We start from the raw sequence: 21,460 nt of genomic DNA on the forward strand, positions 1-21,460 counted from the left end.
CTCCATAGATCACGCTCAAATGTTGGGTGCGATGAGTTGGAACGAAACAGCGATTTTGGCTGCCCGCCGGGAGATTCTCACGACCGCGCAAGACATGCTTGCTCGAAGGCTCACTTACATCGAAGGTGCGCGGAGGATCGTTGCGCTTGCCATGGCTGCACGCCTCGATGAGCGGGACCCCGATCTGCTTCCCTTTGTTGGCATAGATTCCGAGACTGACGCATTGCCGTTTGGTGAGATGAGGAAGTATTGGCAGCCGACAGCCCTGGCGGCGCTACAGCCAGAGATCAACGAGAAGGAGGCTTGGGCTCGCGATTTTGGCGAACCTCATTGCAAAAGCCTAGTCGTTCGCCTTTCAGATTAGCAGCGGTTGGCAGCCGCTTCCCACTTTCGGGTCACAAGCGGTAATGCTGGCCGATCAGAAGAATTCCGCTTCGTTCCTCCGGAGGCGGACAGGCTTTGATGCGTACACGCCCTTACGCCAGCGTCATTCCGCCATCCACGACCCAGGCCGCACCATTCACGTGTGCAGCTTCGTCGGACGCGAGAAAAGCAACGACGTTGGCGACATCCTGCGGCCGCCCATGCGTGCTTGCAACGTTTCGGCGCAACGCTATGGCGCCGTCACGCGCCCGGCTTTCCAATTCCCGGATCATGCGCGACTCGACCGGCCCTGGCAGAACGGCGTTGACCCTGATCCTCGTCTCCGCGACATCGAGCGCCGCCGTGCGTGTCAGCCCGAGCACGGCGTGCTTGGAGGCAACATAGCCGGCGAGGCCGGCGCGTCCCCGGATCGCCGAGGTCGATGCGGTGTTGATGATTGCGCCCGTCCCGCGCTGCATCATCCTGGCGATCACGTGCTTGAGGCCGAGAAACACGCCCTTGACGTTCACCTGCAGCAATTGATCGAACGTTTCGTCGGGATATTCGTGAAGAGGCGCGACGACACCCTCGATGCCCGCGTTGTTGGCGAAGATGCCGATCGGCCCCAGACGTGCTTCGGTCGCCTCTACGAATGCGATCGTATCCTGAGCGAGGGAGACATCCGCGCGGATGGCGAGCGCCCTTGCCCCGCCCTCCTCGACCAGCTGCGCGGTGGCGCGTGCAGCCGCTTCGTCGCGGTCGACGATCGCGACCGCAGCGCTCATCTGCGCCAACTTCAGCGCAATGGCGCGCCCGATATCGCCCCCGCCGCCCGTGACCAGCGCGACCGGCCGATCAGTGCCACTCACGACTTCAGGAACTCGCAGCCGCCATCCGCCAGCGGCCGCCAGGCCTCGGACGGCGCGATGGTCTTGACCAGCTTGTAATAGTCCCAGGGATATTTGGAATCACCGGGAGTCTTCACCTCGAACAGATACATGTTGTGCAGCTTGCGACCGTCGGCGCGCACGCTGCCCTTGCCGAACAGGGGATCATCGGTCGGCAGCTTCTTCATCTGCTCGACCACGGCCTTGCCGTCGCTGGAGGCGCCGAGCGCAGCGACGGCCTTGAGATAGTGCAGCGTCGTGGCATAGGCGCCCGCATGCAGCGCGGTCGGATAACGGCCGTTGTTGCGCGGAGCGAAGCGCTTGGTCCAGGCGCGGGTGTCGTCATTCAGATCCCAGTAGAAGGATTCGGTGAACTGCAGCCCTTGCGCAATCTTCAGACCGAGCGAGTGGACGTCGCTGAGATACAGCACTGTTGCCACGACGCGCTGACCGCCCTGGGGAATGCCGAATTCGACCGCCTGCTTGATGGAGTTGATGGTATCGCCGCCGGCATTGATCAAGGCGATGATCTCCGCCTTCGAAGCTTGCGCCTGCAACAGGAAGGATGAGAAATCCTGCGTGTTGATCGGCGTGCGGACGCCGCCGAGAACCTTGCCGCCGAATTTCTGCACCACGGTCTTGATGTCGCCTTCCATGGCGTGGCCGAAGGCGTAGTCGGCGGTGAGCAGGAACCAGCTCTTGCCGCCGCTCTCGACGACGGCGCGCGCGACACCCGACGAGAGCGCGTAGGTGTCGTAGGTCCAGTGCACGAGATTGGGCGAGCAGGACTTGCCGGTCAGGTCCGACGACGAGGCGCCGGAGACCAGCAGCGTCTTGTTGTTCTGCTGCACGACGTTGCGCACCGCGAGGGCGACGGCCGAATTCGGCGCATCGACGATGACATCGACGCCTTGCCGGTCGATCCACTCGCGCGCGATGTTGGCGCCGAGATCGGCCTTGTTCATGTGGTCGCCGCTGATGATCTCGATCGGCCGGGTCATCTTGGGAGACGATGCCTGGAAATCCTCGACCGCCATCTTTGCCGCCAGCAGCGAGCCCGGGCCGGTGACATCGGCATAGAGGCTGGACATATCCGTCAGCACGCCGATGCGGAGCGGCTTTGCTTCTTGCGCCCGTGCACCGAGCCCCGCCATGCCTAACGCCAATCCGCCGGCGCCAGCCAGCAGCCGGCGGCGGCTCACTCGAAATCGTGCTGCCATGGGCAGACCCTCCTTTGCCTTGTGCGTGTTTCTTCCCAATTTTCGCCGCCCGCATGTACATTGCACGCAGGCTGATCTTGTCGTTCAGGGTGTGAGGCGCTCGACGAGTCGCCGGTCCTCGACCTCGAATCCGCCGCCATAGACGTCCGAGACCATGAAATGCGCGCCGAGGATCTCCGGATCGAGCTCGGCAATCGGATCGTACGCGCTGGCGTGCAGCGTCATCGCGGCGCGGCCCGGCACCGGCTTGGAATATTTCAACGGCGTGCGGCGGTAGGCGATGTCCGCATAGGCCGTGCCGAGCCGCTCGGGATGCGGCAGACGGCGCACATGGATCTCACCGGCCGGCAGCTTATCGCCGTCGACGATGCGGACGACCGGCGCGGACGGATCCGGCGTGAAGGCGAAATCGGCGAGCGGAATGCCGCGGCGCCGCACCCATCCGGTGATCGATCCATCGGCATGCTCGTCGAAGGCGTAATGCGCATCCTTCTTGGTGTAGCCGAACACCTCGCGTCCGGCACAGATCCCCATGGGATCGCTGCAATACATGAAGATATGCGTCTCGGTGAACAGCCCCTTGTAGCGCACGGGCACCGAGATCATCAGATCGAACATCTCGCCCGCATGCACGGCGAGAGAATGGCCAGGCGAACGCATGAAGCGGAACGCCACGCGGTCGCTGGCGATCTCGAACGGCGTCTCTGCGAGCAAGGTCGCGACCTTGCCGGGCGCGACACGGGTCATGATCTCGACGGTCCGCAAGGTGCAGCCCCATTCCACCGGATAAGCCGGCGAATAGGGCGGATTGACCCCACTATTCGGCTTGAGCTGGTACTGCCCGAACATGCGTCCGCGCGGGTCGTCGGGATCAGTAACCGCAGTCATCGGGTCCGCTTCCTCTGAATCCATATATGATTTTACAATTTCATATATGAAAATTGAGGTTGGTCAAGTCGCCTTCCAGGGCGGTTCCCCGGCACCCCCGAATCGATTGGCGCTTGCCTGCGAAAATCCTTAACGTCGGGCCTGACCCCGAAATGCCGAATCGTTTGCTATGCCGCCTGCGGAACAACTGCTCAACGCGCCTGAATTCACCGTCTCCGAACTGTCCCTGTCCCTGAAGCGGACGGTCGAGGACGCCTACGGCCATGTCCGCGTCCGCGGCGAGATCTCCGGCTTTCGCGGGGCTCATTCCTCCGGCCATTGCTATTTCGCGCTCAAGGACGAGAGCGCCAAGATCGAGGCGGTGATCTGGAAGGGCGTGCATAGCCGCATGCGCTTCAAGCCCCAGGAGGGGCTCGAGGTCATCGCCACCGGCAAGCTCACGACCTATCCGGGCTCGTCGAAATACCAGATCGTGATCGAGGCGCTGGAGCCGGCCGGCATCGGCGCGCTGATGGCGCTGATGGAGGAGCGCAAGAAGAAGCTCGCCGCCGAGGGCCTGTTCGACGAGGCGCGCAAGCAGCTCCTGCCCTGGCTGCCGGAGGTGATCGGCGTCGTGACCTCGCCGACCGGCGCCGTCATCCGCGACATCCTGCATCGGCTGGAGGACCGCTTTCCCCGCCGCGTGCTGGTGTGGCCGGTGAAGGTGCAGGGCGACGGCTCGGCCGAGCAGGTCGCGGCCGCGATCCGCGGCTTCAACGCGCTCCCCGAGGGCGGCCGGATTCCGCGGCCCGACGTCTTGATCGTCGCGCGCGGCGGCGGCTCGCTGGAGGATCTCTGGTCGTTCAACGAGGAGATCGTGGTGCGCGCCGCAAGCGAGAGCATGATCCCGCTGATCTCGGCGGTGGGGCACGAGACCGACATCACGCTGATCGATTTCGTCGCCGACAAGCGCGCGCCGACGCCGACGGCGGCGGCCGAGATGGCCGTGCCGGTGCGCAGCGACTTGTTCGTCGAGGTGGGCGATCTCGGGCGTCGCACCCGCGCCTATTGGCAACGCGCCCAGGAGAGCCGCCGCAGCGAGCTGCGCGCCGCCGCGCGCGCGCTGCCGGCAGCCGGCGATCTCTTGGCGATCCCGCGGCAGCGGCTGGATTCGGCGGGCGCGTCCCTGCCCCGCTGTCTCAAGGCCAACACGCATGCGCATTTCCGCAGGTTCACCGCCGCCAGCGCGAAGCTGACGCTGCGCGTGCTGCACGGCCAGATCTCCCAGGCCGATCATCGCCTCACCGTGTGCGGCGAGCGGCTTGGTCTCTCCACGCGCTCGCTGCTGCGGCGGCGGCGCGACCGCTTTGCGGGACTGGAGGTGCGCCTGCGGGCCTCGAAGCTTGCGAATGCGCAGGCGCAGCGCAACGCCATTGCCCGCCAGCGCGAGCGCACCCATCGTCTGACTGAGCGGGCTCAGCGCGCACTTGTCACGCTGCTGCATCGGCTGGAGGCGCGGGTCGAGAACAGCGGCAAGCTGCTCTCCGCGCTGTCCTATCGCAGCGTGCTCGCGCGCGGCTTTGCCCTGGTGCGCGACGAGGCCGGCCATCCCGTGCATGCGGCTGATGCGATCGGCCCCGGCGCACGGCTCGAGATCGAGTTCGCGGACGGCCGCGTCGGCGCGACGGCGGATGCGGATCGGCCGGCGCCCGCGGAGAGGCGCGCGCCGGCGCAGGCGAAGCCGGCGGCGGAGACGAAGCCGGCTCCGAAGCGCGTGGCCAAGCCGGTGGATCAGGGCAGCTTGTTTTAGGGAGCGAGCACGGGCTCTATCCGCGTCATTGCGAGCGCAGCGAAGCAATCCAGAGTCTTTCCGCGGAGGGACTCTGGATTGCTTCGTCGCAAGGGCTCCTCGCAATGACGACGTGGAGGCAGCGCGTCGCCCATCCAAATCTACTTCAGCGGCACGACAATCCCGCCTCGATCGTGGTCCAGAAGCCGCAATGGTCCGGCGCGTGATGGGAGGCGCCGGCGCGGGCTTCGAACAGCAGGATCGCGACGGTGAAGACGATCAGGGCGGAGGCGAAGAGCGTGATGCGGTTGCGCATATGAGATGCGTTGAATCGACATCGTGGTCGAATGATGACGCGGCCACGTGCTGAAACCGCAGCCATGCGCGATCCGTAGATTTCCCCGTCGGCCACACTCCGTGCAGGGCGGTGGTCGATGCGGGGCTGTCCGCCTGACGTTGTTCCCCGGACGGCCCCGCTCGGGCAGGACGCGTAGCCCGGATGGAGCGAAGCGTAATCCGGGGTCGGGCCACACGTTGCATTGTCCCGGATTTCGCTTTCGCTGCATCCGGGCTACGGCACCGCCATCACCGCGCCAGCCATTGCGCGACGTCCTTTTGCGAGGCGGCACGCGCCTCGGCATCCTGCTCGGGTGCGGCGGCGTGCAACGGCGTGGTGGCGCGGTCGAAATCGTGATCGGCGCCGGGATAGACCACGATGCGCGCCAGCGCGCTGCGGCCGCGCGCGCCGTCCACCATCTGGCGGCAGGCCGGCGGCGAGGACACCTCGTCATCGGCGCCGATCAGGACCAGCGTCGGCACCCGCGTGCTCCAGCCGAGGCCCGCCGAGATCCGGCAATCCGGATAGAATGCGATCGCGGCACGGAAGTCCGGACCGGGATCGCGCCCCGCGCTCTGCGGACGCACGGCCCAGAGCAGCGCGCTCGCACCATTGGCCCAGCCGATCAGGCTGACACGGTCCCGCGCCACGAAAGGCTGCTGCATCAGCCAGGCGCGCGCGGCCGCGATATCGGCGACGCGTTCGCGCCGCGCCTTGACGTGCATCTCCTTGACGCGGCATTGCGGGCCGAGCTCGCGCGAGCCGTAGCTGTCGGGCAGCAGCACGGCATTGCCGCTCCTGAGCAGTCGCTCGGCCCATTCGCGATAGCGCGGCAGCACGGGATCGGAATGGCTACTCAGCCCGCCGCAGCCGTGCAGCGCGATCACGGCCGGAAACGGCCCCTCGCCCGCGGGCTTGTAGAGCTGCGCATGGAGCACCCCGGACGCGAGCGGAATCTCCACCGGCTGCGGCGCCGGGGCGGCGTGCGCGGCCGACATCAGCAGCGTCAGGAACAAAGCGGCGAGGCGAAGGCGCATCGAACTCTGCCGCAGGAGCTGCCGGAACCAGCGCCCCTTCGACTGAAGCTCTATCATGCGAAAACGGCGGCAAATCATCACGAACCGGTGGGTTTAACGGGCGGACAAGCCACCCCATCTATGCTACATCCCGTCCAACACATCGTGCCTTCCACGGTTTTCCTGGAGAGGCCTTCCGCGGAGACTTTCGACCGTGCTGAACAAGTTCGGCCCCTCGGGCCATGGCGAAGCGCAGGTGCAATATCTCGACGGCGATTTCCGCGTGATCTCGCCGGGGACTTACGTGCGCTGCGCGATCACCGACGTCCGCATCCCGCTCGACGAGCTGAAGTATTGGAGCGTCGATCTGCAGGAGGCCTATGCCACGCCCGCCGCGGTGCTGCAGCGGCATTTTCCCGGCGCACCGAAGCAGTCGTGATCCCTCGGCTCTCGTAACTCTCGCAGGGCGGGCAAAACCGGCAGACACACGGGGCCGGCGGTAACAATTGCAGACCGCAATTTCATCTGACTTCTCCTGGACGCGGCTTCATTCAATAAGATTGCGGCCATGAATGCCGGCTGAATGTTCGCCGATGTTTAAAATTGTCCGGCTCCCATTGGGGCCCATTTAAGCCGCCCCGCACCACATTGCCTCGGGATAAAGTGGCAATCGGGCAGGAAGCATGGACCTCCGGAGAATTTTCAGCCGTTCGTTCGGTGCACCTTCGAGCGCAAAGGATCAATTGCTCGAACGGTTCATCCGCGACGAGCAGGGCAGCTACGTGCTCATTTCTGCGGTGCTCATGCCGGTCCTGGTCGGCACCGCCGGCCTCGGAACGGAAGTGGGCTGGTGGTACTACAAGCACAAGAACATGCAGAGCGTTGCAGATTCCGGCGCGGTCAGCGCTGCGACGGCTGCCAGTGCAGGCGGCGACCCCCGGTCCGAAGCCAAGGCGGTCGCGGCAAATTATGGTTACACCGACGGCGCGAACGACGTCACTGTGACGGTGAACCAGCCACCGAAAACAGGCAGTCAAGCGTCGAACGCGCAGGCCATCGAAGTCATCGTCAGTCAACCGCAGCGTCGGCTGCTGTCGGCCTTGTTCGGCTCGGATCGCGTACCAATCACCGCGCGCTCGGTCGCGCTGCCCAATTCCGGCACCGGCTGCGTCCTTGCGCTCAACAGGAGCGCAAGCCCCGCCGTCAACGTCAGCGGCGGCAACCAGCTCAACCTGATCAAGTGCAATCTCTACAGCAATTCGAGCGCGAGCCCCTCGCTCAACGTCGCCGGCAGCGCCTCGGTGGCGGCAAACCAGGTCGGCGTGGTTGGCGACGTCTCCGGCGCGAGCAGCATCACGGCGGCCAACGGGATCAAGACGCACATCACGCCTGTCGCCGATCCCTATGCCGACGTCTCTCCGCCGACGCGGCCGAGCTGCAGCAATGCCAAGATCACGGTCAACGCCAACGGAAAGACGAACTCGCTCGACCCCGGCTGCTACATGGGCAGCATCACGGTCAACGCCGGCGCAGTCCTGAACCTCAATCCCGGCATCTACTATCTGGACGGCGCCAGCTTGAGCGTCGCCGGAAATGCCACCATCACCGGCAGCGGCGTCACCCTGGTGTTCACGGGCTCCGGCAGCGACTGGGGCACCGCCTCAATCGGCAGCAACGCGACCGTCGACCTGACCGGGCCGACCAGCGGCCCGACGAAGGGCATCGTCATGTACGGCGACCGCAACATGCCGGCCGGGACCAATTTCAATCTCACCGGCGGTGCTACGCAGAATTTCGGCGGTGCCATCTACCTGCCAAAGGCCAATCTCAGCTTCAGCGGCGGCAACGGCACCAGCACATCCTGCACCAAGATCATCGCGGATACGCTGACGTTCAGCGGCACGTCGAACCTGCAGGTCAATTGCACCGCGCTCGGCACCGCGACGATCGGTTCGCAGACCGCGCAGCTCGTCGAATGAGGTTTGGAGCGATGCAGATCCGGAGGTTCTCATTTAAGCTTGGCCGTCGATGGCTTGGTTATCTGGCGCGGCATGTGCGAATCGCTGCCGGCGATCAACGGGGCGTCGCGGCAGCCGAATTCGCCATCCTGGTTCCCCTGCTGTCTCTGATGGTCGTCTCGGTCACGGACATCGGGCTTGCGCTCTATCGCAAGATGCAGGTCGAAAATGCCGCGCAAGCAGGAGCCCAGTACGCGATTGCACGCGGCTTCGACACGAGCGGCATCGCGAACGCCGTCGCAAGTGCCACCAGCGCAACGAACATCACCGCTTCACCTCCGCCGGTCCAGTTCTGCGGATGTCCAACGAGTGCGGGCGTCAGCGCCACCAGCTGCGGAACGGTCTGCACCGGCGGTGCGCCGGCCGGGACATATACGACGGTCTCGGCGCAAGCGACGTACTATACGATCATCGATTATCAGATCGTGGCGGCTACCTACACATACACCGCGCAGTCCACCACGAGGCTGCAGTGAAGCTCACCGCATTATGGCGGGACACGCGCGGCACCACAGCGCTGGAATTTGCGCTGACCGCTCCCGTGTTCTTCCTGTTCATATTCGGGATCATCGAATGCGGGCTGCTGTTCTGGACTCAGCTCGGAATCCAGCATGGCAGCGAAATGGCGGCGCGCTGCGCGAGCGTCAACAACACGCTCTGCCCGAGCAGCAGCGCGATCACGACCTACGCTGCCGAGCAGGCCTACGGCCTCACGCTCCCGCCGGGGACATTCACCTTTGCCACGGCCGCGTGCGGCAACCAGGTCAGCGCCAGCTATTCATTCGAGTTTCCGCAGATCATCAACCTGTCCCCGATCACGCTGACCGCGCGAGCCTGCTTCCCGAGTTGAGGTCGCCGACAGAAAAATGGATTCTGCCATGCCAATCGCTTGCGTTCTACATTCCTTGCAGCCGTGGGTGAGTCGTTTCGCCCTGTGGTTGGATTCTTTGTTGCAATTCCGCGCCCTAGAGTTGTTTGATGAAGTTCTGCTGAAACAAAGCACTGCTATAGTGCAGGTTAGGTAATTGGCCCTGTTCTTTTTATCGCACAGACGATCAGGTCAACCAAACAGCCATCGAGCGTTGGAATTGGCGCGGTCTGTGAACGGGCTCATATCGAAGAGCCATCTGACGGGCGACGATCACCTTGAAAATTCGCGGTGGAATATCTGTAAATCGACAATCAAGCGATGGGGGTGATCATGCCCGCCATTTTCGACCTGCTCTATCGTGAATATTGCCGCGCCCGTCTCGCTGAGATGCGCAAACAGCTTCTGATCGCAGCTGAGCGCGCTGAAGCTGTCGCAGCGGATCATTATCCCGCGACGCTGAGTGATGATGAGAGAACGGACCCGCACCGCAAGACCGGTCTCGGCCTGCCGAATTGAAGCGGCTCCAAGACCGGCGATCACTCCCGCGTAGCAGTGACCAAGCAATTGGCAACAGTTTGGGAGACGGCAATGAATACACCCGAATGCTACACCGTCGTCGTCGCCTGCATGTCGTGCCTCACCATCATCGGATTGATGGCCGCCGGCGCGTGGTGAGCATGGCTCGTTGCAGACATGATTCCGACTTCGACATGAGTACAGCCGCCGCGTCGTCCGACGGCGGCGGCTGCGCTTTGGATCCGCAGATCAGCTTCCCGGCGGCGAATACGACACGATTCGCGACCAGGGCAGAGACCTTGCCTCACGTTGCGCGATCAGCGCGCACTGAACCTTCGCTCGCGCGCTCTGTATAGATGATCGCTGATCAATTGCCGCAGCTTCGCCAAGTCATCGAACTCGAGCTGAACGGCGAACGGCACGATGCCGTCAGGCACGCCTGCGCGGCCGCGCAAGCGTGCAAGATCCTTTTCCGTCGTCACCAGCGTGAGCTGCTCGCGCTGCGCCTCCGCTGCGAGCGCTGCGATCTCGCCGTCCGAAAACATGTGGTGGTCGGCGAAGGCGCGGGTGCGCGCGACGTCGATCCCGCTCGCACGCAGGGTACGGAAGAAACGCTCGGGATCGCCGATGCCGGCGAAGGCGAACACCCGCGTGCCGAGCAGCTGCGCGAGCGAGGCCGCATCCGGCTTCAGGCGCGCACGCAGCTCGGGCTTGTTCCGCTTGGCGATCTCCGCCGCGACATCGTTGGCGGCATTGCCGTCGCCGATCAGCACCAGCGCATCGGTGCGCGCGAGCTGCACCGCGAGCGGTGCGCGCAGAGGCCCTGCGGGAAACACCGCGCCGTTGCCAAGGCCGCGCTCGCCGTCGATCACGATCAGCGAGGCGTCCTTGAACAGGCGCGAATTCTGGAAGCCGTCATCCATCAGGATCACGGTGGCGCCTTGCGATTTCGCCAGCGCGACGCCGTCGAGGCGGTCGCGCGCGACCACGACCGGGACGTCGCGCGCCATCATCATGGGTTCGTCGCCGACGTCGGACGCATCGTGACGCTCGCGGTCGACCATCACCGGCCCCTTCAGGCGCCCGCCATAGCCGCGGCTGAGCACGACCGGCGTCTCGCCGAGCTCGCGCAAGAGCTTGGTCAAGGCCAGCACCGTCGGCGTCTTGCCGGCACCGCCGACATGATAGTTGCCGACACAGATCACGGGGATGCCGGCGTCCACGCCCTGGCGCAGCATGCGCCGTGCAGTGATCGCGCCGTAAAGCGCACCGAGCGGCCATAGCGCGTACGATTGAAGGGAGCGTGGCCGGTACCAAAAGGCCGGCTCACGCATTGGCGGCCCCCATCTCGATCCGCAACTGCAGCAGATAGGGCTCGAGCGCGGTCATGGTGCGATCGAGCGCACCGCCAAGCTGCTCGACCACGCCCGTGCCTGCGCGCTGCATCTTGTCGCGCATGGTGGGATCGGCCAGCAACTGGCCGAGCTGCTTGACGAGCGCCTCCTGCGTGTCGGCTTGCCGCGCCCCGCCGCTGGTATCGAGCGCTTCATAGACGTCGGCGAAGTTGAACACGTGCGGACCGTGGACGATCGCGGCGCCCAGCTTGATCGCCTCGATCGGGTTCTGCCCGCCATGGTGGATCAGCGATCCGCCCATGAACACAATTCCCGAGAGCCGATAGAACAGGCCGAGCTCGCCCATGGTGTCGGCGACATAGACGTCGGTCGTCGCGGTCGGCAGCTCCTCGCGCGAGCGCAAGCTGGGCTTCAGGCCCGACGCCGTGACGAGGCCTGCGATCGATGAGCCGCGATCCGGGTGCCGCGGCACGATCACGGTGAGAAGCTGCGGGAAGAAGCCGACCAGGCTGCGATGCGCCGCGACCAACATCTCGTCCTCGCCCGGATGGGTCGAGGCCGCGACGATGATCGGACGCCCGCGCGTCATCGCCATCAGCCGTTCGAGCTTGGCGGGGTCGGCCGGCGGCGCGGGCACGTCGAGCTTGAGATTGCCCGTCGTCGCGACGTCGCGGCCGCCGAGCGCGGCAAAGCGCTCGGCATCTTTCTTCGACTGCGCAAGACAGATGTCGAACCGCGACAGCAGCGCCGAGATGGTGCCGTGCATGCGGCGCCAGCGCGGGAAGGAACGCGGCGACATCCGCCCGTTGATCAGCACCATCGGCACCCGGCGCGCCGCGCCGGCGAGGATCAGGTTCGGCCACAAATCGGATTCAATGAACAGCGCCAGCGACGGCTTCCAATGATCGAGGAAGCGCGCAACATAGCGCGGCGAGTCATACGGCACGTATTGATGGATGACGTCGGGGGGAAAGCGTTTTGCGACGACCGCGGCCGAGGTGACCGTGCCCGAGGTGAGCAGGATGCGCAGATTGAGATCGCGCAGGCGCTCGATCAGGGCGGCCGCCGCCAGGACCTCGCCAACGCTGGCACCATGAATCCAGACCAACGGGCCGTGCGGCCGCACGTCGGCGGACAGGCCGCGCCGCTCGCCGACGCGGGCGGGATCCTCCTTGCCCTGCTTCAGCCGCCGCTTGATCAGCGCAGGCGCGAGTGGCACCAGGCCGGCGGCCAGGCGCCGATACATCCGCAGCGTGATCGGCAGCGCAATGGGCAGCGACTTAGGCATCTTCCGGTCCCGGACGGCCGAGCTGCGCATAGGCGCGACGGGTCGCCTCGTTCAACGTGTCTTCCAGCTCCTGCCGCAACGTCTCCATCATGGCGGCGTCGGCATCTGCGGGAACGTGGATTTCCTTGATGCCGACCAAAGCGCCCCGCCCGAATGGCAAATTGATGGTGGTGCGATCCCAGTTCTTGAGCCGGACGAAGCGGCTGGTCGCCATCGCGAAAGGCATGATCGGCCGTCCCGATTCCCGTGCCAGCATGATAATGCCGAGCCCGACCACGCGCGAGCGCTTGGGGACATCGGCGGTCAACGCGACATTACAACCGGCCTGGAGCGTCCGCACCATTTCCTTGAAGGCGCCGACGCCACCTTTGCGGTGGAACGCGCCGCCATGGTCGCCGGAACCGCGGATCGTACCGATCCCGAGCCGCTCGGCGGCGATCGCATTGAACTCGCCGTCGCGGTGCCGGGAGATCAGCACCTTGGCCCGATAGGAGGCCTTGTTCTGGTTCTTGATGAAGGGCGTCAGGAAATGCTGGCCGTGCCAGAACGCGAAGATCGCAGGGAGCTGCGGCTCGACGCGCTCGTAGACGTCGGGCGGATCGAAGGTGAAGGTGTTGGTCCGCCAGACCAGACGCAGATATTCGGCCGCCAGGACCCCGACGGCACGCTGAAACCAGCTGCTTCGCAGCGTATTGCGAAGCAGTTTCTTCAACGCGCCGGTTCTTGATTCGGATCGAGCAGCCGATGCAGGTGGACGATGAAGTAGCGCATCTGCGCGTTGTCGACCGTGCTCTGCGCCTTGGCCCGCCAGGCGGCGTGGGCGCTGGCATAGTTCGGATATAGGCCGACGATGTCGACCTCGTCCAGATTCTTGAAGGTGTTGTGCTCGAGATCGACGAGCTCGCCGCCGATGACGAGGTGGAGCAGTTGTTGCGGGGCGCTATCTGGCATGAGTTCTGTTCCTAAGGGGCTGCCCGGCAAAGCAGTGTTCGAGAAGCACCACGAATGCGCCTTAGGCTATCGGACGGTTGCGAAAATGCGCGACAATGCCCGCATGACGTTCGCGTCCCGCTGCCACCAGCACCCCGTGCGCCACTTCCCGGCGGTTATAGAGGATGGGTTCTCCGGAGAGGTCGCTCATCCTACCATCCGCTTCCTGCACGATCAAATCGGCCGCCGCAAGATCCCAATCATGGCTGTTGCCGCCCGCAAATGCCGCATCCAGCGCGCCATCGGCGACCCGGCACAGCCGCAGCGCCAGCGAGCCGATCCGCCGGTGCAGCTTGATCTCGCCGAGTGACGGCTTCAGCCGCTCGACCAGCGGCTTCGGGCCGGCGACGCGGGCGAAGTCGAGTTCGGATCCGCCTGTCGCGCGCACCGGCTTGTCGTTGAGCGTCGTGCCCTTGCCGCGCACCGCGAAGAAGAATTCGTCGCTGGCCGGGGCGAATACGGCGGCGAGCACCGGCGAAGCGTCCGCCACCAGTGCGACGCTGACGCACCATTCGTCATGGCCGCCGAGATAATTGCGCGTGCCGTCGATGGGATCGACGATCCAGGTCAGCCGCCGCGACAGCCGCGCCGCATCGTCGGCGCTCTCCTCGGACAGCCAGCCATATTCGGGCGTTGCAGCACGCAGGCGCGATTCGAGCAGATCGTTGACGGCGATGTCGGCCTCCGACACCGGCGAGGACGCGCCCTTGGTCCACTTCCTCAGCTCGGTGCGGAACATCGACTGCGCCAGCGCGCCCGCCTCCCGCACCGTGTCCTTCAGCAGCGCCGCGTCGCGGGTCAGGAGGGTGTGGTCGAGAGAATGCGCGTCAGCGTCCGCCAAGCGTCAAACCCTCGATGCGCACCGTCGGCGCATTGATGCCGTAGCGGAATTCGAGATTGTTCGCAGGCTGCATCGACCTGAAGATCTCGAACAGATGGCCGGCGATCGTCACCTCGCTGACGGGATAGGTGATCTCGCCGTTCTCGATCCAGAAGCCGGAGGCGCCGCGGCTGTAATCGCCGGTGACGCCGTTGACGCCGGAGCCGATCAGGTCGGTGACGTAGAAGCCCTGCTTGATGTCGGCGATCAGCTCGGCCGGCGTTGCAGAGCCGGGCTCGAGATGCAGATTGTACGGCCCCGGCGAAGGCGAGGAGGACACGCCGCGATGGGCGTGACCGGTGGTGGTGAGGCCGAGCTCGCGCGCGGTGGCACAGTCGAGCAGCCAAGTCGTCAACACGCCGTCGTCGACCAGCGCGGTCCGCTTCACCGCGACGCCTTCGGCATCGAAGGTCTGCGAGCGCAGCCCGCGCTTGCGCAGGGGATCGTCGATGATGCGGATGTTCTTCGCAAACAGCTGCTGGCCGAGCTTGTCCTTCAGGAAGCTGGTCTTGCGCGCGATCGAGGCGCCGTTGATGGCGCCGACGAGATGGCCGACCAGGGAGCCGGCGACGCGCGGATCGAACACCACCGGGACCTTGCAGGTCTCGACCTTGCGCGGATTGTAGCGCGCCACGGTGCGCTCGCCGGCGGAGCGGCCGACGACCTCCGGCGACAGCAGATCGGCGCCATGCGGCGCCGAGGTGAAGTCGTAGTCGCGCTCCATGCCGGTGCCTTCGCCCGATATGGCGGTGGCGGAGATGCCCTGGCTGGAGCGCAGATAGGAGCCGTGGAAGCCGGTCGAGGTGACGAGCACCATGCCGCCGATGCCGGATGAGGCCGAGGCGCCGCCGGACTTGGTCACGCCCTTGACGCCGAGCGCGGCAGCTTCGGCCGCGAGCGCGCGGCGCTCGAGCTCGGTCGTCGTGGGCACGGCGGGATCGAGTAGGTCGAGATCGGGAAAGTCGCGCGCGAGCAGCGCGGGATCGGCAAGGCCGACATATTTGTCGTCGGGCGCGACGCGCGCCATCGCAACCGCACGCTCGGCGAGCTTGGTGACGGCATCGCCGCTGACGTCGTTGGTGGAGACCACCGCCTGACGCTGACCGACCAGCACGCGCAGACCGACATCGTCGCCCTCGGACCGCTCGGATTCCTCGACGCGTCCGTCGCGGACCTCGACGCCCTGCGAGACACCGCGCACCGCGACCGCGTCGGCCGCATCCGCGCCGGCGCGCTTGGCCGCCTCGACCAGCCGCTGCGCGAGATCGGAGAGCGCGGACTGATCGAACAGGTCGCGATTGGCGGAAGGCGAAAGCGTCGGGCTTGGTGAAGAGTTCACGAACGAAATCCTGTTGGGGCGGGGTTCGGGACCGGAACCCACAGATGTGCCCTGATAGCGCGGACTTCAAGCATTTTCAGCCCGCCAAAAGCTCAGATTCGCGACGTCGGCGCAACGTCTCGTCAATCATGCACGCCAAGGTCTTGTCAATCATGAGGAGCGAGTGACGGTGGGTTAACCAGCCTTTTTAAGCGGTTTCGGACCGCCCGGCGCTAAGGTCCTCGCATCGACCGGGAACATAATCCTGGCGGGGAGAACGAAGCCGTGAGGCGTCAAACAGCAACATGCGGGGCCCACCCCGCCGGGTCGAGCCGCTCCCTGCGGCTCGACCCTCTTTCCCTTCCGGTCCGCTTCGATGCGCATGATCCGCGCGCCGACGGACATGTCAGGCAGATCGAGCTTCATCGCGAGCGTGTCGTGCTGCGCCGTGCCGTGCGCGGCATGCAGATGGCGATCAACGTGCGCGTCGCCGACTTCACCGGCGTTGCGCTCCGCGGCAATGACGAGACGCAGACGCTCGTCCTCGTGCATCGCGATCCTTCGCTGTCCATCCCGCTACTGATCAGCGCGGACGCGGACGAGATCGCGCAGGCCTGGGCGATCTGGAGCGAGATCTTTGCGCTGCCGCAGCTCGACGAAGGCGCGCGCAAACCCGCACCGCGCCGCCGCCGCGCCAATGCGATCCGCGCCCGCCGTCCGAAATTCTTGATGCGCCGGCGCACCGCAATGGCGCGCGAGCTGCCGGTTCATCAGGGCGAGCGCGAGATCATCGCGAGGAATTGACGGTGCCGTAGGGTGGGTTAGCCCGAAGGGCGTAACCCACCTCTTTGCTTTTCGCGCGGATAGAAGTTGGTGGATTACGCTTCGCTAATCCACCCTACGCATTTTCGCGTCACGCCGCTCGCATCATCGCGTCCGCGAGCAATCCCGCAAACAGCAACAGGCCCGCATGCTTGTTCGACTTGAACAGGCGAAGGCAGAGCGCGCCATCGGCGATATTCAGCCGCACGATCTGCCACACCAGATGCGCGGCGAAGGCGGCAAGCCCAAGCCAGGCCGGCCAGCGCGCTTCGCCAGATGCCAGCGCGACGCCGATCAGCATCACCGCGAGCCCGTAGAACAGGACCAGCGCCTGGCGCGTATGCGCGCCGAACAGGCGCGCGGTCGACTTGATGCCGATCAACGCGTCGTCCTCAGTGTCCTGATGCGCGTAGATGGTGTCATAGCCGATCACCCAGGAGATCGCGCCGGCATAGAGCACGAGCGCGGTGGCGTCGATGCGGCCGAAGGTGACGGCAAACCCCATCAACGCGCCCCAGGAGAAGGCGAGCCCGAGCACGATCTGCGGCCACCAGGTGATGCGCTTCATAAAGGGATAGATCGCGACGATCAGGAGTGAGGCGATGCCCGTTGCAATCGCGAAGCGGTTGAACTGCAGCAGCACCGCAAGACCGACCAGCGCCTGCGCGACCATGAAGACCAGCGCCTGCCTGGTGGTCACCTGCCCCGACGGCAGCGGCCGCGAGCGCGTGCGCTCGACCTTGCCGTCGAGGTCGCGATCGGTGATGTCGTTCCAGGTGCAGCCGGCCCCGCGCATGACGAAAGCGCCGATGAAGAACAGCACGATGGTGAGCGGCAGGCCGCGAACGTCATGCGCCATGCCGGCGGCCAGCGCCGCCGACCACCAGCATGGCATCAGGAGAAGCCAGGAGCCGATCGGGCGATCGAAGCGGGACAGGCGCAGGTAAGGCCGCGCCCAATGCGGCGCGAGCGTATCGACCCAGTTGCCGGTGGAATCGGCAACGCGGGCGGATGTATCGCTCATCGGGTCAGGACGTTGCCGTTGAGCGTATCGAAGGTGCTGCCACCCTTCCTGCCGGCATTGGCCTCGGGCGCCGAGCCCGAGCCCAGCACCTCGCTCAGCGACGGTCCGGCGGGCCCGCGCGGCTGGTTCTGCATCTGTTGCGCGACGTTGCAGACCTTCGTCGCCATGGCCTCGGTGTTCTTGTGACCTTCCTTCAGCTGCGCACCGATCTGGGGCGGGATTCCGCATTTGGCGGCATTGGTCTCGATGTACTTGATCATCTTGACTTCAGCCTGGCTGAAATTGCGGATCAGCTTGCAGGCCTCGTCCGGCTGCGCGCGACGATCGCTCGCGGCCTTGATCAGCTTGCCGCGCTTCTCGGCTTCCTCGCGCAGCGGAATGAATGCCTTCATGCAGTCCTCGCCGGGACCGGCCTGCGTCGGGGGAGCCGCGCTGAAGGCGCCAGCGCCACCGATCGGGGCAGCACCGTTCACGGGAAAGGACGATTGCGGCGCCGCACCGAGCGAAGCAGCGGGTGCCGAACCGTTAACCGGAGGAAATGGGGAATTGGCGGCAGGCTGGTTGGGCAGCGGCGCCGGGAACGCGCTTTGGGCAGTCGCGCCCGCAGCACCCATGGCCACCATGGCGGCAGTGATCGGAACCATCAAATGGCGGATCATCAAGACAGTCTCTCCGGCAGGAGCTTACGGGTTCAGGGCTTCCCAATTGAAGCGCGACCAGCGTGTTCGCGTTTTTACGATTCCCGCCGGCGCTTAACAACCCGTGGAATAGGGCGAGAGCGCGGCGCTGGGACGCACCAGTTCGGCAATATTTACCCCCGAAATGGCGCCTTTCGGTTAAGAACGGCCGGTAATCGGATCCCAAGCGATGCCTTCCCACGATTTTCGCGCCCCCCGCCTGTTCGTCGATGCCACCCTGGCCCAGGACGCCAGGGTGCCGCTCGACCGCGACCAGAGCAACTATCTCGGCAATGTGCTGCGGCTGGCGGCCGGGGCCGAGGTCCTGGCCTTCAACGGCAGGGATGGCGAGTGGCAGGCCGCCATCGAGGGCCGCAAGCGGCCGGACGGCCTCGTGATCCTGCAGCAGACCCGGCCCCAGGACCATCTCGCCGACCTCACTTACGTCTTTGCCCCGCTCAAACATGCCCGGCTGGACTACATGGTGCAGAAGGCCATCGAGATGGGCGCCGCCGCCCTGCAGCCGGTGCTGACCCGGTTCACCCAGGCGTCCCGGGTGAACACCGAGCGGATGCGCGCCAATGTGGTCGAGGCGGCCGAACAATGCGGCATCCTCAGCATCGCCAGCGTGGCCGAGCCGGTGCCGCTGGAGCGCTTCCTGAGCCAGCGGCCCGCCGACCGCCTGCTGATCTTCTGCGACGAGGCGGCGGAGGTCCAGAATCCCATTCAGAGCCTGCAAGGCGCGCGCGAGGTCGGACGCGGTATCGACGTGCTGATCGGCCCCGAGGGCGGTTTTGCCGAGGAAGAGCGGGCGCTGTTGCTGCGCCAGCCCAAAATCCTGCAGCTGGCGCTCGGCCCCCGCATCATGCGGGCGGACACCGCCGCCGTGGCCGCGCTGGCGCTGGTGCAAGCGGTGCTGGGGGATTGGCGCGGCAAAAGCGCCTGATCCTGCGCATTGCCCACCCGTTAAGCGATTGATCCTTTGGAGGTCGAAACCGCTGTCGGGCCATGCTAAGGGCTGCGCCAATTCGCCTCCCCTTGCCTAACCCGGTTCCGCCGGGACGATGGACCCGTGAGATGACCGCGACTGCCACCTCAAATGCTGCCGGCTCCGCCGCCTGGGCGGATACGCTGCTCTTGTCGTTTGCGCAGGCCGGCTACGTCAGGGCCGAGCCCGCCATCCTGCAGCCGGCCGAGCCGTTCCTGGACCTGTCCGGCGAGGACATCCGCAAGAGCCTGTACCTGACCACCGACCTCTCCGGCGAGGAGCTCTGCCTGCGCCCGGACCTGACCATTCCTGTCGCGCGCGACTATCTGGCCTCGGGGCGCGCCGGCCAGCCGGCGGGGTTCAGCTATCTCGGTCCGGTGTTCCGCTACCGTAGCGGCCAGGCCCGTGAATTCCTCCAGGCCGGTATCGAATCGTTCGCCCGTCAGGACCGCGCCGCGGCCGATGCCGAGATGCTGGCGCTGGGGCTGGAGGCGACGGCCGCCTTCGGCGTCCGCGACGTCGAGATCCGCACCGGCGATGTCGCCTTGTTCAATGCGCTGCTCGACGCCCTCAATCTCTATCCGGTCTGGCGGCGCCGCCTGGTCAAGGATTTCAACCGCAAGATCAGCCTGGAGCAGGATCTGGAGCGGCTGGCGGCCGCGACCACCGCGACGCGCAGCGAGTATGAGGGCGTGCTGGCGGCCCTTGCCGGCTCCGACCGCAAGGCGGCGCTCGCCTTCGTCACCGATCTGATGTCGATCGCCGGCACCACCAATGTCGGCGGCCGCACCACGGCAGAGATCGCCGATCGCTTCCTTGAGCAATCGACGCTGAAGGGCGGCGCGCTGCCGCGCGAGGCGATCGCCGTGCTCAAGCGCTTCCTGTCGATTTCGGGCAATCCAGACGACGCCATCGCCGAGCTGCGCGCACTCACGACGGACGCGAAGCTCGATCTCGCATCTGCGATCGATCAGTTCGAGAGCCGGGTCGGCTTCATGGCCGCGCGCGGCATCAACGTGAGGCAGATTCGTTTCTCGACCGCGTTCGGGCGCGGGCTCGATTATTACACCGGCTTCGAGTTCGAGCTGCATCACAGCGGCAACGGCACCGAGCCGCTGGTCGCCGGCGGCCGCTACGACGGGCTGATGACCCAGCTCGGATCAGCTGAGCCGATTCCGGCGGTCGGCTTCTCGGTCTGGGTGGAGGCGCTGAACCGGATCGGCCGCAAGGTGGGAGCTTAAGTTATGAGCGCGCCATTCGTTCTGGCCGTTCCCTCCAAGGGCCGCCTGCAGGAGAACACTGAGGCCTTCTTTGCCCGTGCCGGCCTCAAACTGTCGAAGGCCGGCGGCGCCCGCGACTACCGCGGCACCATCGCAGGCCTCGACAATGTCGAGGTCGCCTATCTCTCGGCGAGCGAGATCGCCGCGCAATTGTCGCGCGGCTTCGCGCATCTCGGCGTCACCGGCGAAGACCTGGTGCGCGAGAACATCGCCGATGCCGACAAGCGCGTGTCGCTGATCGACGGGCTCGGCTTCGGCTATGCCGACGTCGTCGTCGCGGTGCCGCAGGCCTGGATCGACGTCCGCACCATGGCCGACCTTGACGACGTCACCACCGGCTTCCGCGAGCAGCATCACATGCGGATGCGGGTCGCGACCAAATTCGTCAACCTCACCCGCGGCTTCTTCCAGGCTCACGGCATCAGCGATTACCGCATCGTCGAAAGCGCGGGCGCCACCGAAGGCGCGCCGGCGGCCGGCAGCGCCGAGCTGATCGTCGATATCACCACGACCGGCGCGACGCTCGCCGCCAACGGCCTGCGCGTGCTCGACGACGGCGTGATCCTGCGCAGCCAGGCCAATCTGGTGGCCGCCAAGGAGGCCGACTGGTCGCCGCAGGCGCGCGAGACGGCGCGTGTCATCCTCGATCACATCGCAGCACGGGCGCGGGCCAACAAGTACCGCGAAGTCCGCACCCGCTTCCGCCAATGCGATGCCGCCCTGCTCGGGGAAGCCCACAGCCGGTTCGGCGTGGAGGCCCCGTTCGGCGGTCCGACCTCGTCAGGCATGCTGACCCTGCACTGCCCACCGGGGCAGCTCTACGCGCTGGCGAGCTTCCTGCGCGAGCATGGCGCCGAGACCGTCTCGGTGGTGTCGCTCGACTACGTGTTCGACCGCGAGAATCCGCTGTTCGCCAGGCTGGAGGCGTTCCTGCGGCGGTGAGCCCAAGGTTTG

24 protein-coding genes are annotated in these 21,460 nt (G+C 65.8%); 11 read left to right on the plus strand and 13 right to left on the minus strand.

Going from position 1 to position 21,460, the window contains the following annotated elements:
* Nucleotides 1-19 precede the first annotated feature (19 nt).
* Nucleotides 20-364, plus strand: a complete 345-nt coding sequence (locus tag I6F28_RS18935; protein ID WP_225140485.1) for a phospholipase D-like domain-containing protein — start codon at nt 20-22, stop codon at nt 362-364.
* A gap of 112 nt (nt 365-476) precedes the next feature.
* On the opposite strand, the gene I6F28_RS18940 is transcribed toward I6F28_RS18935, so the two are convergent.
* The 3 genes from I6F28_RS18940 to I6F28_RS18950 form a co-directional block, all read right to left on the minus strand.
* On the minus strand, nt 477-1,232 hold the full coding sequence (locus tag I6F28_RS18940) for an SDR family NAD(P)-dependent oxidoreductase (RefSeq protein ID WP_225140486.1): 756 nt from the start codon (nt 1,230-1,232) through the stop codon (nt 477-479).
* Complete coding sequence (locus I6F28_RS18945; protein ID WP_524536108.1) at nt 1,229-2,470, minus strand: ABC transporter substrate-binding protein; 1,242 nt, start codon at nt 2,468-2,470, stop codon at nt 1,229-1,231. The genes I6F28_RS18940 and I6F28_RS18945 overlap by 4 nt, the downstream gene beginning before the upstream one ends.
* 84 nt (nt 2,471-2,554) lie before the next feature.
* The gene (locus I6F28_RS18950; RefSeq protein ID WP_225140487.1) at nt 2,555-3,358 is read right to left on the minus strand and encodes an acetoacetate decarboxylase family protein; all 804 of its coding nucleotides are present in this window, start codon (nt 3,356-3,358) and stop codon (nt 2,555-2,557) included.
* A 169-nt stretch (nt 3,359-3,527) separates the two neighbouring features.
* Between I6F28_RS18950 and xseA the strand changes: the two genes are divergently transcribed.
* The gene (gene xseA / locus I6F28_RS18955) at nt 3,528-5,147 is read left to right on the plus strand and encodes an exodeoxyribonuclease VII large subunit (protein ID WP_225140488.1); all 1,620 of its coding nucleotides are present in this window, start codon (nt 3,528-3,530) and stop codon (nt 5,145-5,147) included.
* A gap of 145 nt (nt 5,148-5,292) precedes the next feature.
* Here the strand turns inward: xseA and I6F28_RS18960 are convergent, their stop codons facing one another.
* Nucleotides 5,293-5,442 carry a hypothetical protein gene (locus I6F28_RS18960; protein WP_225140489.1) on the minus strand — a complete coding sequence of 50 codons (150 nt, stop codon included), beginning with the start codon at nt 5,440-5,442 and terminating at the stop codon, nt 5,293-5,295.
* A 269-nt stretch (nt 5,443-5,711) separates the two neighbouring features.
* Nucleotides 5,712-6,500, minus strand: a complete 789-nt coding sequence (locus I6F28_RS18965; RefSeq protein ID WP_225140490.1) for a dienelactone hydrolase family protein — start codon at nt 6,498-6,500, stop codon at nt 5,712-5,714.
* 193 nt (nt 6,501-6,693) lie between these two features.
* Here I6F28_RS18965 and I6F28_RS18970 point away from each other — a divergent pair, with 193 nt between their 5' ends.
* The 5 genes from I6F28_RS18970 (at nt 6,694) to I6F28_RS18990 (ending at nt 9,884) form a co-directional block, all read left to right on the plus strand.
* Nucleotides 6,694-6,918 (plus strand): DUF2093 domain-containing protein, encoded by a 225-nt coding sequence (locus I6F28_RS18970; protein WP_225140491.1) that lies wholly within the window; start codon nt 6,694-6,696, stop codon nt 6,916-6,918.
* A gap of 244 nt (nt 6,919-7,162) precedes the next feature.
* Nucleotides 7,163-8,458: a pilus assembly protein TadG-related protein gene (locus tag I6F28_RS18975; RefSeq protein WP_225140492.1), complete on the plus strand. Its 1,296-nt coding sequence runs from the start codon at nt 7,163-7,165 to the stop codon at nt 8,456-8,458.
* Nucleotides 8,459-8,532: 74 nt separating this feature from the next.
* Nucleotides 8,533-8,973, plus strand: coding sequence for a TadE/TadG family type IV pilus assembly protein (locus tag I6F28_RS18980; RefSeq protein WP_036027076.1), 441 nt, complete (start codon nt 8,533-8,535; stop codon nt 8,971-8,973).
* Complete coding sequence (locus I6F28_RS18985) at nt 8,970-9,347, plus strand: TadE/TadG family type IV pilus assembly protein (RefSeq protein WP_225140493.1); 378 nt, start codon at nt 8,970-8,972, stop codon at nt 9,345-9,347. Before I6F28_RS18980 ends, I6F28_RS18985 begins: the two co-directional genes overlap by 4 nt.
* A 351-nt stretch (nt 9,348-9,698) precedes the next feature.
* Complete coding sequence (locus tag I6F28_RS18990; protein ID WP_225124433.1) at nt 9,699-9,884, plus strand: hypothetical protein; 186 nt, start codon at nt 9,699-9,701, stop codon at nt 9,882-9,884.
* Nucleotides 9,885-10,201: 317 nt separating this feature from the next.
* Here I6F28_RS18990 and lpxK read toward each other — a convergent pair whose 3' ends face one another.
* The 6 genes from lpxK to I6F28_RS19020 all read right to left on the minus strand — a co-directional run bounded on the left by lpxK (nt 10,202) and on the right by I6F28_RS19020 (nt 15,736).
* The gene (gene lpxK / locus I6F28_RS18995) at nt 10,202-11,218 is read right to left on the minus strand and encodes a tetraacyldisaccharide 4'-kinase (protein ID WP_225140494.1); all 1,017 of its coding nucleotides are present in this window, start codon (nt 11,216-11,218) and stop codon (nt 10,202-10,204) included.
* On the minus strand, nt 11,211-12,557 hold the full coding sequence (locus tag I6F28_RS19000; RefSeq protein WP_225140495.1) for a 3-deoxy-D-manno-octulosonic acid transferase: 1,347 nt from the start codon (nt 12,555-12,557) through the stop codon (nt 11,211-11,213). Before I6F28_RS19000 ends, lpxK begins: the two co-directional genes overlap by 8 nt.
* On the minus strand, nt 12,520-13,239 hold the full coding sequence (locus I6F28_RS19005) for a lysophospholipid acyltransferase family protein (protein WP_036039958.1): 720 nt from the start codon (nt 13,237-13,239) through the stop codon (nt 12,520-12,522). The genes I6F28_RS19000 and I6F28_RS19005 overlap by 38 nt, the downstream gene beginning before the upstream one ends.
* Nucleotides 13,236-13,478 carry a DUF4170 domain-containing protein gene (locus tag I6F28_RS19010; RefSeq protein ID WP_036039955.1) on the minus strand — a complete coding sequence of 81 codons (243 nt, stop codon included), beginning with the start codon at nt 13,476-13,478 and terminating at the stop codon, nt 13,236-13,238. The genes I6F28_RS19005 and I6F28_RS19010 overlap by 4 nt, the downstream gene beginning before the upstream one ends.
* A gap of 61 nt (nt 13,479-13,539) precedes the next feature.
* Nucleotides 13,540-14,358 carry an inositol monophosphatase family protein gene (locus I6F28_RS19015; RefSeq protein ID WP_036009209.1) on the minus strand — a complete coding sequence of 273 codons (819 nt, stop codon included), beginning with the start codon at nt 14,356-14,358 and terminating at the stop codon, nt 13,540-13,542.
* Nucleotides 14,345-15,736, minus strand: a complete 1,392-nt coding sequence (locus I6F28_RS19020) for a TldD/PmbA family protein (RefSeq protein ID WP_036027073.1) — start codon at nt 15,734-15,736, stop codon at nt 14,345-14,347. Before I6F28_RS19020 ends, I6F28_RS19015 begins: the two co-directional genes overlap by 14 nt.
* Nucleotides 15,737-16,000: 264 nt before the next feature.
* Here I6F28_RS19020 and I6F28_RS19025 point away from each other — a divergent pair, with 264 nt between their 5' ends.
* Nucleotides 16,001-16,519 (plus strand): DUF6101 family protein, encoded by a 519-nt coding sequence (locus I6F28_RS19025; RefSeq protein ID WP_225113345.1) that lies wholly within the window; start codon nt 16,001-16,003, stop codon nt 16,517-16,519.
* 109 nt (nt 16,520-16,628) lie between these two features.
* On the opposite strand, the gene ubiA is transcribed toward I6F28_RS19025, so the two are convergent.
* Both ubiA and I6F28_RS19035 read right to left on the minus strand, forming a co-directional pair.
* Entirely contained in the window at nt 16,629-17,561 is a 933-nt protein-coding gene (gene ubiA, locus I6F28_RS19030; RefSeq protein WP_036027071.1) for a 4-hydroxybenzoate octaprenyltransferase, read from the minus strand.
* Nucleotides 17,558-18,220, minus strand: coding sequence for a hypothetical protein (locus tag I6F28_RS19035; RefSeq protein WP_225140496.1), 663 nt, complete (start codon nt 18,218-18,220; stop codon nt 17,558-17,560). Before I6F28_RS19035 ends, ubiA begins: the two co-directional genes overlap by 4 nt.
* 208 nt (nt 18,221-18,428) lie before the next feature.
* Here I6F28_RS19035 and I6F28_RS19040 point away from each other — a divergent pair, with 208 nt between their 5' ends.
* The 3 genes from I6F28_RS19040 to hisG all read left to right on the plus strand — a co-directional run bounded on the left by I6F28_RS19040 (nt 18,429) and on the right by hisG (nt 21,448).
* Nucleotides 18,429-19,184 carry a 16S rRNA (uracil(1498)-N(3))-methyltransferase gene (locus I6F28_RS19040; RefSeq protein WP_109145349.1) on the plus strand — a complete coding sequence of 252 codons (756 nt, stop codon included), beginning with the start codon at nt 18,429-18,431 and terminating at the stop codon, nt 19,182-19,184.
* A 131-nt stretch (nt 19,185-19,315) separates the two neighbouring features.
* Complete coding sequence (locus tag I6F28_RS19045) at nt 19,316-20,467, plus strand: ATP phosphoribosyltransferase regulatory subunit (RefSeq protein WP_109145350.1); 1,152 nt, start codon at nt 19,316-19,318, stop codon at nt 20,465-20,467.
* A 3-nt stretch (nt 20,468-20,470) separates the two neighbouring features.
* A complete protein-coding gene (hisG, locus tag I6F28_RS19050) occupies nt 20,471-21,448 on the plus strand; it encodes an ATP phosphoribosyltransferase (protein ID WP_036014272.1) in 978 nt (325 codons plus the stop codon).
* The last annotated feature ends 12 nt before the right edge of the window (nt 21,449-21,460 follow it).

The sequence above is a fragment of the Bradyrhizobium sp. NBAIM14 genome, assembly GCF_020193895.1.
Taxonomy (GTDB): domain Bacteria; phylum Pseudomonadota; class Alphaproteobacteria; order Rhizobiales; family Xanthobacteraceae; genus Bradyrhizobium; species Bradyrhizobium yuanmingense.

Bases quoted from the DNA above. Each gene is read 5' to 3' on its own strand.
- I6F28_RS19000 (WP_225140495.1), bottom strand. From the start codon at position 12,557: ATGCGCAGCTCGGCCGTCCGGGACCGGAAGATGCCTAAGTCGCTGCCC.
- I6F28_RS19010 (WP_036039955.1), bottom strand. From the start codon at position 13,478: ATGCCAGATAGCGCCCCGCAACAACTGCTCCACCTCGTCATCGGCGGC.
- I6F28_RS18975 (WP_225140492.1), top strand. From the start codon at position 7,163: ATGGACCTCCGGAGAATTTTCAGCCGTTCGTTCGGTGCACCTTCGAGC.
- I6F28_RS19045 (WP_109145350.1), top strand. From the start codon at position 19,316: ATGACCGCGACTGCCACCTCAAATGCTGCCGGCTCCGCCGCCTGGGCG.
- lpxK (WP_225140494.1), bottom strand. From the start codon at position 11,218: ATGCGTGAGCCGGCCTTTTGGTACCGGCCACGCTCCCTTCAATCGTAC.
- I6F28_RS18945 (WP_524536108.1), bottom strand. From the start codon at position 2,470: ATGGCAGCACGATTTCGAGTGAGCCGCCGCCGGCTGCTGGCTGGCGCC.
- ubiA (WP_036027071.1), bottom strand. From the start codon at position 17,561: ATGAGCGATACATCCGCCCGCGTTGCCGATTCCACCGGCAACTGGGTC.
- I6F28_RS18960 (WP_225140489.1), bottom strand. From the start codon at position 5,442: ATGCGCAACCGCATCACGCTCTTCGCCTCCGCCCTGATCGTCTTCACC.
- I6F28_RS18990 (WP_225124433.1), top strand. From the start codon at position 9,699: ATGCCCGCCATTTTCGACCTGCTCTATCGTGAATATTGCCGCGCCCGT.
- I6F28_RS19035 (WP_225140496.1), bottom strand. From the start codon at position 18,220: ATGATCCGCCATTTGATGGTTCCGATCACTGCCGCCATGGTGGCCATG.
- hisG (WP_036014272.1), top strand. From the start codon at position 20,471: ATGAGCGCGCCATTCGTTCTGGCCGTTCCCTCCAAGGGCCGCCTGCAG.
- I6F28_RS18950 (WP_225140487.1), bottom strand. From the start codon at position 3,358: ATGACTGCGGTTACTGATCCCGACGACCCGCGCGGACGCATGTTCGGG.
- I6F28_RS18965 (WP_225140490.1), bottom strand. From the start codon at position 6,500: ATGCGCCTTCGCCTCGCCGCTTTGTTCCTGACGCTGCTGATGTCGGCC.
- xseA (WP_225140488.1), top strand. From the start codon at position 3,528: ATGCCGCCTGCGGAACAACTGCTCAACGCGCCTGAATTCACCGTCTCC.
- I6F28_RS19040 (WP_109145349.1), top strand. From the start codon at position 18,429: ATGCCTTCCCACGATTTTCGCGCCCCCCGCCTGTTCGTCGATGCCACC.
- I6F28_RS18935 (WP_225140485.1), top strand. From the start codon at position 20: ATGTTGGGTGCGATGAGTTGGAACGAAACAGCGATTTTGGCTGCCCGC.